This window comes from Sulfurimonas sp. HSL3-7 (assembly GCF_039645985.1).
Lineage (GTDB): Bacteria > Campylobacterota > Campylobacteria > Campylobacterales > Sulfurimonadaceae > Sulfonitrofixus > Sulfonitrofixus jiaomeiensis.
Genome location: NZ_CP147919.1, coordinates 1,098,432 through 1,111,283, shown reverse-complemented (window position 1 = coordinate 1,111,283; position 12,852 = coordinate 1,098,432). Strand labels below are relative to the sequence as shown.

General features: G+C 49.9%; 16 protein-coding genes. 12 read left to right on the top strand and 4 right to left on the bottom strand.

Annotated features, from left to right (window positions below):
* Positions 1 to 201: 201 nt before the first annotated feature.
* From WCY20_RS05660 to WCY20_RS05650, 3 genes are all read left to right on the top strand, one after another.
* A complete protein-coding gene (locus WCY20_RS05660; protein WP_345977693.1) occupies positions 202 to 2,556 on the top strand; it encodes a heavy metal translocating P-type ATPase in 2,355 nt (784 codons plus the stop codon).
* A gap of 214 nt (positions 2,557 to 2,770) precedes the next feature.
* A complete protein-coding gene (locus WCY20_RS05655) occupies positions 2,771 to 2,989 on the top strand; it encodes a cold-shock protein (protein ID WP_345977691.1) in 219 nt (72 codons plus the stop codon).
* A gap of 97 nt (positions 2,990 to 3,086) precedes the next feature.
* Complete coding sequence (locus WCY20_RS05650) at positions 3,087 to 3,272, top strand: hypothetical protein (RefSeq protein ID WP_345977690.1); 186 nt, start codon at positions 3,087 to 3,089, stop codon at positions 3,270 to 3,272.
* A gap of 218 nt (positions 3,273 to 3,490) precedes the next feature.
* On the opposite strand, the gene WCY20_RS05645 is transcribed toward WCY20_RS05650, so the two are convergent.
* Together WCY20_RS05645 and WCY20_RS05640 are read right to left on the bottom strand one after the other, a co-directional pair.
* Entirely contained in the window at positions 3,491 to 4,081 is a 591-nt protein-coding gene (locus WCY20_RS05645) for an ACP phosphodiesterase (protein WP_345977689.1), read from the bottom strand.
* Positions 4,082 to 4,191: 110 nt separating this feature from the next.
* Entirely contained in the window at positions 4,192 to 4,968 is a 777-nt protein-coding gene (locus WCY20_RS05640; RefSeq protein ID WP_345977688.1) for an inositol monophosphatase family protein, read from the bottom strand.
* A gap of 168 nt (positions 4,969 to 5,136) precedes the next feature.
* Here WCY20_RS05640 and WCY20_RS05635 point away from each other — a divergent pair, with 168 nt between their 5' ends.
* Positions 5,137 to 5,553 (top strand): DUF1232 domain-containing protein, encoded by a 417-nt coding sequence (locus WCY20_RS05635; RefSeq protein ID WP_345977687.1) that lies wholly within the window; start codon positions 5,137 to 5,139, stop codon positions 5,551 to 5,553.
* An 11-nt stretch (positions 5,554 to 5,564) separates the two neighbouring features.
* On the opposite strand, the gene WCY20_RS05630 is transcribed toward WCY20_RS05635, so the two are convergent.
* A complete protein-coding gene (locus WCY20_RS05630) occupies positions 5,565 to 5,939 on the bottom strand; it encodes a (2Fe-2S) ferredoxin domain-containing protein (protein WP_345977686.1) in 375 nt (124 codons plus the stop codon).
* Between the two features lie 787 nt (positions 5,940 to 6,726).
* On the opposite strand from WCY20_RS05630, the gene WCY20_RS05625 reads away from it, so the two are divergent.
* Positions 6,727 to 7,092, top strand: coding sequence for a rhodanese-like domain-containing protein (locus tag WCY20_RS05625; protein ID WP_345977684.1), 366 nt, complete (start codon positions 6,727 to 6,729; stop codon positions 7,090 to 7,092).
* A 75-nt stretch (positions 7,093 to 7,167) separates the two neighbouring features.
* On the opposite strand, the gene WCY20_RS05620 is transcribed toward WCY20_RS05625, so the two are convergent.
* Positions 7,168 to 7,398: a hypothetical protein gene (locus tag WCY20_RS05620; RefSeq protein WP_345977683.1), complete on the bottom strand. Its 231-nt coding sequence runs from the start codon at positions 7,396 to 7,398 to the stop codon at positions 7,168 to 7,170.
* A gap of 141 nt (positions 7,399 to 7,539) precedes the next feature.
* Between WCY20_RS05620 and WCY20_RS05615 the strand changes: the two genes are divergently transcribed.
* The 7 genes from WCY20_RS05615 to WCY20_RS05585 all read left to right on the top strand — a co-directional run bounded on the left by WCY20_RS05615 (position 7,540) and on the right by WCY20_RS05585 (position 12,752).
* The gene (locus WCY20_RS05615) at positions 7,540 to 7,941 is read left to right on the top strand and encodes a hypothetical protein (RefSeq protein ID WP_345977681.1); all 402 of its coding nucleotides are present in this window, start codon (positions 7,540 to 7,542) and stop codon (positions 7,939 to 7,941) included.
* A 106-nt stretch (positions 7,942 to 8,047) separates the two neighbouring features.
* Entirely contained in the window at positions 8,048 to 9,082 is a 1,035-nt protein-coding gene (gene amrA, locus WCY20_RS05610) for an AmmeMemoRadiSam system protein A (protein ID WP_345977679.1), read from the top strand.
* The gene (locus WCY20_RS05605) at positions 9,073 to 9,474 is read left to right on the top strand and encodes a hypothetical protein (RefSeq protein ID WP_345977677.1); all 402 of its coding nucleotides are present in this window, start codon (positions 9,073 to 9,075) and stop codon (positions 9,472 to 9,474) included. Before amrA ends, WCY20_RS05605 begins: the two co-directional genes overlap by 10 nt.
* Before the next feature lie 235 nt (positions 9,475 to 9,709).
* Entirely contained in the window at positions 9,710 to 9,901 is a 192-nt protein-coding gene (locus WCY20_RS05600) for a hypothetical protein (RefSeq protein WP_345977676.1), read from the top strand.
* 48 nt (positions 9,902 to 9,949) lie between these two features.
* Entirely contained in the window at positions 9,950 to 11,056 is a 1,107-nt protein-coding gene (locus WCY20_RS05595; protein ID WP_345977674.1) for a radical SAM protein, read from the top strand.
* Positions 11,057 to 11,274: 218 nt separating this feature from the next.
* Positions 11,275 to 11,754 carry a hypothetical protein gene (locus WCY20_RS05590; RefSeq protein ID WP_345977672.1) on the top strand — a complete coding sequence of 160 codons (480 nt, stop codon included), beginning with the start codon at positions 11,275 to 11,277 and terminating at the stop codon, positions 11,752 to 11,754.
* Positions 11,736 to 12,752: a 2OG-Fe dioxygenase family protein gene (locus WCY20_RS05585; RefSeq protein ID WP_345977670.1), complete on the top strand. Its 1,017-nt coding sequence runs from the start codon at positions 11,736 to 11,738 to the stop codon at positions 12,750 to 12,752. Before WCY20_RS05590 ends, WCY20_RS05585 begins: the two co-directional genes overlap by 19 nt.
* The last annotated feature ends 100 nt before the right edge of the window (positions 12,753 to 12,852 follow it).

Here is a 12,852-nt window from a genome sequence, read left to right as displayed (position 1 = left end):
AAACGACAAAAGTGTCTGCCTAAAATATAGACAACGAAACCGCCGACCAAAACATTAATATAAAAAATTCATATCGGCTTTATATCGGCTTCCCTATAATGAAAAAAGACTCCTGCCGTTGGGACTGTGTATACAAAGAGAGATATTCATCTTATACGTTTGTATGTCCTGTCGGCCGACTTGCAAAAAGGGGGCGGAGATATGCGTACAGAACAGAATACACCTCAACTGAAAGATCCGGTCTGCCATATGGCGGTCTCAAGCGACTCCCCCTATCATTACCAATATGCGGGAAAACCCTACTATTTCTGCAGCGAGCATTGCCTGCATAAGTTCAAAGCCCACCCGAAACAGTTCCTTGGACAGACGCCCTCACCTGCGGAAGAAAAAAACGGCAACGCAACGATCTACACCTGCCCCATGCACCCTGAAGTGCGCCAGGACCATCCCGGCAGTTGCCCGAAATGCGGCATGGCGCTCGAACCGGTGACAGCCGGCGTTAACGAAGAGCACAGTGAGCTCACCGATATGCGCCGCCGCTTTTGGATCGGTATGGTACTGGCACTGCCGGTCTTTTTTCTTGCCATGATCGCCGATATGGTCCCTGACTGGCTGCCGCAGCGCCTTTCGATGCGTACCGTCCAGTGGATCGAGTTCGTCCTGGCCACGCCCGTCGTGCTGTGGGGCGGCTGGCCTTTTTTTGTACGCGGCTGGCACTCTCTGCTCAGCAGAAGCCTCAACATGTTCACCTTGATCGCCCTTGGCGTTTCGGTAGCATGGGGGTATAGTGTTGTGGCCCTGCTGTTTCCGGCCCTTTTCCCCTCCATCATGCAGATGGAGAGCGGTCTGGTGGCGGTCTATTTTGAAGCCGCGGCCACCATCACGGTGCTTGTGCTTTTGGGACAGGTGCTTGAACTGCGTGCCCGTTCGCAGACCAATACCGCCATCACGATGCTGCTCAGACTTGCGCCGAATATAGCGCACATCGTGGAAGATGGCGGCAGCGAACGTGACATCCCTTTGGAAGAGGTCCGACCCGGCGATATTCTGCGTGTCCGACCCGGCGAGAAGATACCGGTGGACGGCAAAGTCGTCTCCGGCAAAAGCAACGTGGATGAGTCTATGATCACCGGTGAACCTGTCGCCGTGGCAAAATCGTCCCGTGACAACCTCATAGGGGCAACGGTCAACACCACCGGCTCGCTGCTCATGGAGGCAGAAAAGGTCGGTTCCGACACTTTGCTCTCCCAGATCGTCAATATGGTAGCCGAAGCACAACGCTCGCGTGCCCCTATTCAAAGCCTTGCCGACACCGTAGCCGCTTATTTTGTCCCTGCCGTCATAGGCATTGCCGTCATCACCTTTCTCTTCTGGTGGTTCATAGGACCGGAGCCCCGCCTGGCGCATGCCGTTGTCAATGCGGTTGCGGTACTCATCATAGCCTGCCCGTGTGCGCTGGGACTCGCCACCCCTATCTCCATCATGGTCGCAACAGGACGCGGCGCGACAGCAGGGGTCCTGATCAAGAGCGCCGAAGCACTGGAGACCATGGAGAAGGTCGATACCCTGGTCGTTGACAAAACCGGGACACTGACCGAGGGCAGACCGAAACTCGCCGCCGTGCAGGCCGCGGCCGGGTTCAGCGAAGAGGAGGTATTGCGCACTGCCGCTAGTCTGGAGCGAGCCAGCGAGCATCCTCTGGCAGAAGCCGTGGTCAATGCCAGCATAGAGAGAGGGATCGCCCTCGCCGAGATCGACAGATTCAAGTCTATTACCGGCAAAGGCATCATAGGCAAAGTGGACGGCCGTACAGTGGCGGTGGGCAATGCAAAACTGCTGGAAAGGCTGGGGATCGATGCGGAAACTCTACTTCAGCACGCCCGCAGTGAGCGTGCCGAGGGCAAAACGGTCATGCTGGTCGCTATCGGTTGCGAAGCGGCGGGGCTGATCGCTGTCGCCGACCCCGTCAAAAAGTCAACGCCCGACGCCATTCGTACTCTGCATGCCGAAGGCATTCATATCGTCATGCTCACGGGGGACAACCGGGCAACCGCAGAAGCCGTTGCAAAGAGGCTGGGAATCGACCGGGTACATGCAGAGATCATGCCTGAACAGAAAGCCAAGATCATCAAAGAGCTTCAGGCCCAAGGGCACATCGTCGCGATGGCAGGTGACGGCATCAACGATGCCCCGGCGCTGGCACAGGCAGATGTCGGCATCGCGATGGGTACAGGCACGGATGTCGCCATGGAAAGCGCCGACATCACCCTGGTCAAAGGCGATCTTAACGGCATCGTCAGATCCAGGCAGCTCAGCAAAGCCACCATGCGCAACATTAGAGAGAACCTCTTCTTCGCCTTTGTCTACAACTCCGCGGGCATACCGATCGCCGCCGGTGTCCTCTACCCCTTCTTCGGCCTGCTTCTCTCGCCGATGATCGCTGCCGCAGCGATGAGCTTCAGCTCGGTCTCGGTCATCACCAACGCCCTCAGACTCAGACGGATGAAACTTAAAACAGAAAAAAGGGTGCAGATAAAGAGTGGTGAAACCCGGTAAAACCTGCAAAATGATCATTATAGGCATCAGGTGCTTGCTATTTTTGATTTTTTCAGCTATAATTCAGGTATTGAAAGATGATTTAGAGTTTCATCTTTGGCTTGCTTGATATTAATGACCTTCCGTTTGCAATACTATTCACCCTGAAGAATACTCCACTTTATATTTTCGACCACTTCAGCGATGGGGTGTATTTATTTCCAAAGGAATTGCAATGGCAAATCAAGTTAATGGAACCGTTAAATGGTTCAACGATGAAAAAGGTTATGGATTTATCCAACAAGACAACGGCGGCAAAGACGTATTCGTTCACTTCCGTCAGATCAACAGCAATGGTTACGACCGTGTCTCTCTCCAAGAGGGTCAAAAAGTGACTTTCGAAGTTGGTGAAGGCGAAAAAGGCCCACAAGCCGAAAACGTTACCGCGCTTTAATTCCATAGCGGCAGAACTGTTTCTGCCCCTGGTTTGATTTAAAGGGTTCTATGAAGAGACTATAAGGTCTTTTCCTGAGCGATTTAAAGGAAACACAATGGAAACCCGAGAAGCTGTTTTAAATGCGTTACAAGAAGGTAAAAAACTGACCAGCAGTGTTACCGAGCTGCAATATATGTTGATCGATGGCAAACTGCATTCTCGTCGAGGCGAGAGAAACGAGTGGCAACTTAGCGGACTCGATTTTGACAATCCGGCATCATGGCTAAATCTTCGGGATTGATCCGGCACAAACACCCGGCCTTCGGGCCGTCACGACACTTTAGAATCAACTCTTCGATTCAAACTTCACAAAATAATTTTTTACAATACTAAAGAAGAAAAAACTGCTTTTTCGTTATAGGCAGTTTTTCTCTCCGGCCCCCTCTGACATCTCTTTTTGACGCTACTTTCACATACTAATCAATATTCAGAAAAAAAATCTTATGGCATCGTCCGTTTTCACCGCAACAGCAGGATCTGCTGTTCCCTGGTGAATGCCAGCAGTTCCGGGAAGAATTCCTCGAAGTCCGAAGCGAAGTCGTCGTAGCAGAGACGGAGATCTTCTGCCGTCTCGCCCAGCGCGTTGGGGCGGCTGAGACGCAGAGAGATGCGCGAAAGCGCCCGCTCGATGGCATCAACCTCGCGGTAGGAGACGAGCCAGTTGCGCGCTATCATCGACGGCATAATCTGCTGCAGTCGTGCAGGCAGCTGCGGCTCGTACTGTTCAAGCAGGCGGTAGAGGCGCTCGGCGAACTGCTCCAGCGGGATGTCGTGGTAGCTTGAGAACTCGCGTGCCAGGAAGTGGTCGTAGAAGAGATCGACCGCGATCCCCCCGAAGCGCCGAAGTTCCGGACGTATACGTCTCCGGCTACGCCTGAAGACGCTATGACGGTCCGTAAAACCGTCGATCCTGCGGTGCAGTTCGATGCCCCGCTGCATCCGCTCGCTGAACGCCCCTTCCCCGCCTTTGCGCACAAAATCACCCAGCAGGTTGCCGACCATCTCTTCATTGTCGTGGCTCGAGAGCATGACATGCGCGAGAAAATTCATAGACGCCGACCTGACACGATGCACCACCTCGTTTGATTTGCCGTATTGTCGCACAGCGACGATGACAGACAGATAAGAAAACGGAGGCAGTCCGGTTTTGCCATCTCCCCTTAAAGCAGGTCGGATAATTTCTCGACAAGGCTGCCGTGGATGCGGCCGTTGGACGCCACCACAACGCGCTCGTCAAAAGTGTAGGCCCCGCCGTCCCGGCGGCTGACCTCTCCCCCGGCCTCCGTCACCAGCAGAATACCCGCCGCGACGTCCCACGGCTTGAGGTTCACCTCATAGAACCCCTCGAAGGTCCCGCGCGCCACATAACAGAGGTCCATAGCCGCCGAGCCCAGACGGCGAATGTCGCGGGTGTAGGGAAGCAGCGTTTCCATGCTCTTCATCACCCAGCGAAAGTCCTCCCCCTGCTCTATCTTGGTATAGGGAAAGCCCGTCGCGACAAGCGACTTCTCGAGCGTCTGCGCCTCGCTCACGCGCAATACTTTGCCGTTGCAGGTCGCCCCTCTGCCCTTCTCCGCGTAGAAGAGTTCGTCCAGTACCGGGTTGTAAACCACCCCCGCGACCGCTTCGCCCCCTTCCCAGATGCCGATGGAGACGGCGCAGAAGGGGATGCCGTGGACAAAATTGGTCGTGCCGTCGATGGGGTCGATGTAGATCGCCTTGTCGGGGTGCGTGATCCCCTCGTTTGTCTCCTCCCCCACGAGGGTGTGTTCCGGGAAGGCGGCGGAGAGCTTCTCTTTGAGCAGCAGTTCGACCTTGACGTCGTACTCGGTGACGAGGTCGACGGCGCTTTTGTAGGTGATGGTCTTGGCGTGGTTGTACCCCTCCAGGAAAAGAGGAGCTGCGGATCTGGCGATGGTTTTGATGACGTCATACACGGGGTGCGTCCTTTTGTTTGTATTGTCTGATTATAACAGGCTTCAAAAGATGATTGCAATCTTATGCTGCTTAAGAACTTTTTTTAGGCGGCTTTTACGAGCGTGTTGTACAATAGGGAGAACGATGCTTTGAGTGTTTCAGTAATGGATCTTCCATAAAAAGTCACTATGAAAAAGGCTTGGAACCGTGATTATGTCAGGCAGAAAACCGTAATGATGACCAAAATAAAGCAATGGGCAGTTGCGCTTAAACACAATGTGTATGCACTTTACCTGGCATATCACCATAAAGATGTGCCTATCGTGGCCAAGGTAGTCGCTGTCATTGTCGTGGCCTATGCGCTAAGCCCCATCGACCTGATCCCCGACTTTATTCCCGTCATCGGGTATCTGGATGACTTTTTATTAGTGCCGCTGGGTATCGCTCTTGCTATTTGGCTGATACCTGAAGCCGTTTGGAAAGAGTGCAAAGAAAAAGCAAAAGAGTCAACGTTAACATCACTGCCCCGTTCCAAAGCGGCAGCCGTCGTCGTCATCGGTATTTGGATCTTGACGGCTATTTTGCTTATTCAACTGATAAATTAGCGTAAAACGCTCTAGCGCCCCATCTGCGCCATCATGGCTGAAGGCGAGATCGCTTCGTCCCATAACTCGTCGTGGATCAGGTATTCCGAAACGACGTTGCCGCCGATGATGTGCTCGTCGATGATCCTGTCGATCTTCTCTTTGGTCAGACCTGCATACATAAAATGACCGGGTTCGACCAGCATCACCGGACCGGCATTACAGCGGTTAAGACACCCTGTCTGGATCGGCTGGACCGTACCGATAATCCCTTTTTGCATCAGTGTCTGGCCCAGGTGCTGGTAAAGGTCCTGAGTCTGCGGTGTAACGCATGAAGGTTTCGGCATGCCCGGTGGCGTAGATTGTTGGCATTTCAACATATAAAAAGCTGGTTGTGGGATTCCCATAAATTTTCCTTGTCTGTTTTGACTCTGAAAGTCTGGTTTTGGGTATGCAAGTTGTGTTCTTCTTGGCGTTTTTAGTGTCTATTTTCCCGTTTAAAGCGAATAGAAAATTGAAAATCACTCACGCATTTTTTGTCGGTTCAATCGGAACACAACATTGACTAAGGTCTGAAAACCGACTAACTCTCACATTTTCGTTCAGATAGGTCCATTTTCAGGAGTTAGTACACATACTCAATTCAAAAAGCGCACGACTAAAACCAGAAAACCAACCAGAATACGACAATCTGCCATTAAATAACATTTTTTTGCATCATTATACTTGGGAATAATATCTTGCTCTACTCAGATACAACATCAAGGCTAGGTATGATTTATGTATATGTTTTCTCAAATTGTCTGTAGCAGGGAGTATATTTTGAATGCGTGTTTGGTAAATATATGCGAGACATTTGAAGAGACAACAGATTTTTTCTCAAACAGGTCGCAGGAAAAAGAGGAGATGGTGACAAAACTTTTCTTTGATTTTTTAGACTGTTTTTCATCTTTACAGGCAGAAAAACTTGAGTATCCGAAGGAGTTTCAGAACGATGTAAAACTCTATTTGCAAGGCCACCCGATCTTAAAGAAAAAATTTGAAGATGTAGAGATCCGCTATTTGATGTTAAGCGATTTTTACGATTTTTGCAGATTGACAAAAAGGTATACAAAATAGAAAATGCCTTTTTTATATTTAGGGGTCTGACGCTATGTGGCAGACAGTTATGAACACAAATCAGAAAGGAAATAAATGTTAAATTTTGGGCCGTTCAAGTCTCTTTCGACGAAAGAGTTTCAACAAAAAAGAGAGGAAGGCTTTGCAGTCATCGATGTAAGAAGAGCTGACGAGTGGGAAGAGCACGGTATCATCGAAGGTAGCCATAAGATCACCTTTTTTGATGCGACGGGGCAATATGATATTGATAAGTTCTTTGAATCATTTACGAAGATAGTAGCGGATAAGGAACAGCCTTTTATCCTGGTGTGCGCCCATGCAAACAGATCAAAAACCATTGGTGAGATGCTGGGCTTGAAATATAAATACGAAAACGTCTATGAGTTGGATGGCGGAATAAATTGGGGCTGGATCGATAAAGGTCTGGAAACGGTCAAATAAAGACCGTTGCCGTCTGCATCAACAGTCGGCTCAGGCGATAGCAAAAGCATATGCTTTAAATGACTCTTCAAAACGCTACATAATCACATCTGAATTATAGTGGCAGGTAAACAGTTCCGGGTGCTCCTCTAAGACAACCGCCAATATCTCTGCAAAATCAGGGAGAACAGGGTCTCTCTTCCCGGTTCTCTGCTCCTCCGCAGACCTTATCAGCTCTTCCGGCCAAAAGACATAGGCAGCTCTGCTTTTACCGCTTTTAACAATGTGTACTCTTCCATCGACTATTTCGTATTCGTATTGCATCATTTGCTCCGCATCAAAATACGCTTAGTGCAACCACCCTTCCTGTACATGAAAAATTCGAAAAGAACACAGCCCCATCTTCAGCTGGACTTGAAATTGCACTTTTTGGACAAATGCATACCGACACCAACAGCAAGGAACCCTTTGAAACCATTGACTCAGAATATGATGGAGAGCGGAAAACGATTTGTAGAGTTACTGATCGAGAACAATGCAAGTCCTAAAGCGGCTTTTTGGATCTATAATCCGGAATCGGACGTATGGATGTTGTTGATGGGCCATGTCAACGGCGTCAATGACGATGACGATGAATTTAACCGGTTGGTAACCAGGATATATGCCGCAAACCAGTCACAACTGCCCGAATTAGCCGTGAGCGATATAGGTCTGGCTCAGGCAAATGCTCCGATTCTTGAGCTTTTGAACTCTGTTGTCAATACCGGGGATGAGATTTTAGGCATCAACTTCTCGCGTGAAGAGATAAACGGCAAGCTCATTGACGGTGTTTACCTCTACAGAATGAATATTACAGAATTTGAATTGTAATACCCCCTCCGCCTCAGCAGAGGCGGGGCGGACAAGGAGTACTGATGCGAATAAAAAACGGATAACGTCTGCGGTTCTGCCGTTTTATTGAAAAAAGGAATAGATTATGACACTGCAAGACATATTACTCAAGCTCGCCCGCGCTTCGATCGAGGAACAGTTCGGTAAACCGTTCCCCTATTCAAAAGAGATACTTTTGCATCAGTTCCCGGAGCTGGCGCAAAAGGGCGCCTCCTTCGTTACGATCAACATAGACGGCGATTCGCTGCGCGGCTGTATAGGCTCTCTTCTGCCGCGTACCACGCTTTTTGATGACGTTATCCATAATGCCAAAGCCGCGGCCTTCAGCGACACCCGTTTTTACCCGCTGAGCGAAGGGGAATACCCCTACTGCAGCATAGAGATATCAATCCTGGGCCTGCCGAGAGAGCTCTCTTACAGCGACACGGAGGATCTGCGAAACAAGATCCGGCCCGGAATCGACGGGGTCATCCTGCAGCAGGAAAAACACGTCGCAACCTTCCTCCCCCAGGTATGGGAAGAGTTCCCCGATTTTGACTACTTTTTTTCCCAACTCGGCGTCAAAGCCGGGGTCAGGACATCCGCGCTAGACGGACATCCCAAGATCTACACCTACGAGGCCGAACGTTTCGAGGACACACCCCTTGAAGATGCATATACACCCCTGGCAAAAGAGGACACACCCCATGAAGAAGAGAATACAACGCCGGCCGGGGACGAAGGCGCATCTGCAGCCGCGCGCTTTTCCACCCCGCAGGACGCCGAGATCGGGTTCTACAACGCGCTGGAGCGCGGCGACCTGGATGCGATGCTGGCGGTGTGGGCCGATGATGAGGCCGTCGTCTGCATCCACCCCGTCGGCGAGCGCCTGCAGGGACGCGACGCGGTTGCCCAGAGCTGGCGCGAAATGTTTGCGGGAGAGCCTGCCATGCAGTTTGAGCTTGAGGATGTGCACTTTGTAAAAGACGACCAGCTCAGCATCCACACCCTGCGCGAACGCATTATCATCAACGGCGAGCCGGCCGTGATCGCCATCGCCACCAATGTCTACCAGCTGACGGACGGCGGGTGGCGCCTGCTCATGCACCACGCCTCGCCCGATCCTGCCGCATGGCAATAGGAAAGAGGACGACCGCCTTTGAACGTGACGCCCAAAGCGGGCAGTCGGAACTGTTTTTGGCACTGAGAGACTATATTAAGATCTCTATCGGCAACGGTGTCAAAGAGAAGCATCGTGAAAACAGCACCTCTTTTTTTTCCAGAGAGGGCGGGTTCTGTTCCATCCGGGTCAAGGAGGATGCGGTATTGATCGGCTGGTTTCGGGGGCGTTTCATTGATGATCGTTTCGGGCTGCTTTATGGCAAAGGCAAAACCCTTCGTACGCAGAAGGTGAATAGTCTGGACAGAGCAACGCGTGATGCGATCCGCTACTATGTTCAGGAGACCCTGATCTATCTGCTCGAGCATCAGGCAATGATGCAGCTTAAAGGCTCTCTCAAAAAGAGGGTCTGATTCAGGGTGTTCTCTCTCCAGAGCTCCCGATATAAGAGATCAGGTCAGCCTGCTCAGAACTTCATCCTGCCCGAAAGATTGAGCGGTGATCAGCGTGACAAACCTAGTGATGCATATTGTAAACCGGTTTATATTCACTGTTAAATTAGAATCAGAAATGCATATAAGAAAATGTAATCTTAGAGTATGCGAAATCGCATATCTGGATTCGCAAAATCAATTTTAAGGGTTCTTAATGTCTCAAAAGGTACAAGTCAAAATCGAAGGTCTTCCGGAGGGTTCCCTCAGCGCTGAAACAATGCAGAAAAAGATTATGAAAAACATCGTTGCTGAACTGAAATCGGCAAATATGGATGGCCTCAACCCGTTTGACCTGGATATTGACGCAGGTTTGGACGTGCAAGTCGAGCTGATTGCAAACGCCTAATCAATTGACACTTCCGCACCCTTGCAGAGGCTGCGGGAGCTCCCAAAAATGATTGCTTCGTTAATACTCAAACTGACCGAGACCTGCAACCTTGACTGCAGCTACTGTTATATGTTCAACTCCGAAGATAAAACGCATACGCGTGTGCCGAAATTCATGCATTTGGAGACGGGCCTTCAGATACTCACCCGGATCGAGGAGTACCTGCAGGCTCGTCAAGATGCCTCCCTGCGGCTTGTGCTGCACGGCGGTGAGCCGACCCTTTGGCCCGAGAGCTCTATGACCCCTTTTTTAAAGGCCTTAAAAGAACTGCGCCAACGTACCGGCAAGCGTCTGAGTATCGGACTGCAGACGAACCTCTACAGCTACGACGCGGCACTTTTGCACCGCGTTGTAGACGCCGGCGGTTCTATCGGCGTCAGTCTGGACGGACCGCAGCCCTATAACGATGTCCGACGCATTACCCATAGCGGTGAGGGAAGCTACAGACAGGTCTTCGAAAACCTGCAGCTGCTCGAAGCAGACGGCCTTCTGCCCTACTTCGGCGGGGTGCTCAGTGTCGCAGACCCCGGCATCGCGCCCGAGGCCTACCTTGACTGGATCAAGACCCTTCCCAAAAAAGAGGTGAGCATCCTCTGGCCGATCCACTACAACCATGACAACCCGCCGCAGCGTGACTACGGCGCATGGTATGCCGAACTTTTCCGTCTCTGGAGCGAAGCAGACGATCCGACCATTCGTATCCGCATCTTTCGCGATGCCATCAAACTCCTTCTCGGCAGCGCACACCACGGCGACGGCGTTGGCGGCGACCGTCTCAGCAGTCTCGTTGTTGACAGCGACGGGCAGTATGAGCGTCACGACTACCTGCGCTATTTTACAGACGGTGCCGTACGGACCGACTTTAATGTTTTCGAGCACAGCATTGAGTCGGCAGCAGAAGATCCTATCATCAAGCAGTGCCGCGACCTGCACGCCGTATTGCCCGAAGAGTGCGCCGCATGTACCCACAGCGAGCTTTGCGGCGGCGGGTTTATCGCCAACCGTCTTGGCGGCACTGCCCTCGATTTTACGCGTAAATCGATCATGTGCGACGACCATCGCCGTTTCTACGATACGGTCCGCACCTATGTGGGCGCAATCGCACCCCTCTAAATCACACCATTTCGAACCTCCCAATCTAAAACTTTTCAGGCACCTTCTATTAAAAAGCTACAAAAACATAGCTCTTCACTCTTTTATTGCTCTTAGATTGTGCGGTTGACTGACAATGCCAAATACGTTATATTATTACTTAATCTGATAATTACATCGCTATTTGGTTGGTGACCTCGGTAACACTGAATATAATTATCAGGCAACAAGGAGTTCCCATGACACCGCAAAACCCCCGACTATATAAAACAGTGCTCTTGTTCCCCCTGATCTTCCTCTTTACGGCATGCACCGCCGGTGACGCACAGTTCACACAGGGGGAGCCGGCCGGGTTCTGGTACGGGCTCTGGCACGGGATGATCGCGTTTATTACGCTCATCATCCATCTCTTCAATGACAACGTCACTGTCTACGAGGTACACAATACGGGCAGCTGGTATGACTTCGGTTTCCTGCTGGGCGTCATCATCGTCTGGGGCGGCAGTTCGCACGTCTCGTGCCGTTCTGCCGCGAACAGAAAGCGCGACAAAGAGTGGGAGGAGATAGGCGAGAAGGTCGAACAGAAGATCATGCGGAGGCTCAAAGAGTGGGCCGAAGACGAAGATGACGCGGATGTCGTCAAAGAGTGGGACGAGATAAGCGACAAGGTGGAGAAAAAACTCAAACGCAAACTTCGCGAATGGGCGGAGAAAGAGTAAAACCCAAAGGAGGCGCTGCTAAGACAAACAGCCAGCCAAATAGACCACAGCTGTATGTCGCAAAAATCGCGGATCTGAAAATCAAATTGTATTTTTATAAGTCTGGAGGATGCGAAATGTTTTACCAACTTGAAAAACCAATAAAACTAATTAATCTGGAAGAGTACGGGATAGATGTTAAGGAAATTGCTGAAAAGTTAAGGCCAGCGTATGAGACTGAGTATGAATGGGATAATTATCTGCTTAGACAAAATAAAATTGAATTCTTAAAAAATAATTTATCAAATAATATTTTAAATCAGATCCCTGAAGAATTTTGGGAACATTATTACAATGAAATTATTTCGGACTCTGAACTTGAACCTGTTTTACAAAACTTATCCCGACTGCAATTTGAAAAATTTTCAAAAATCAGACCTACCAGAAAACGGCTGGTATCAGAGTTTGACTTGAAATACTCTCAAAATTCATGGGAAATTTCTCGTGTACCAGCCAAACCTTTTGGTCAGGATGATGCTTTGATAAGTCTTGAAAATGCTCATGACTATAGACTGGCAAGACGTATTTTCAAAGAACTTCCCAAATCACTAGAATATAACTGTTGGCATGTGCTGCTAAATGCAGTTGCTGATGATTTGAGAATAAATCTATCTTCACATCCTACTTCACTCAATGTTGCACTTCACCATACCGTGATCTATTGTTTTCAGGGCATTGATGGAACAAATTCACCGGAAGGTATCCACCAGGATGGAATGGACTATATCGTCTCAGCTTTAGTAATTGAAAGAAATGGTATACAAGGTGGAAAAAGTTTCATATATGAGAAAGATGCCAAGACTGAGCTTTTTGAGGTTACGTTGCAGGCAGGCCAGGGAATCTTTCAACCTGATAAAAATACTGATTTATGGCATGCTGTTACCCCTATCTCTTGCCTTCCAGATAAGGATATAGGCTATCGTTCATCAATTGGTCTCGATATCACAATAACAGATTAAAAGATTTTTATAGATCATTATATGTTGTATTAAATTCAAGGGTTACCAATATTGATTCCTAATCCAGAATCTTGCTCGGGAATACTTCCCTAAGCCCTAA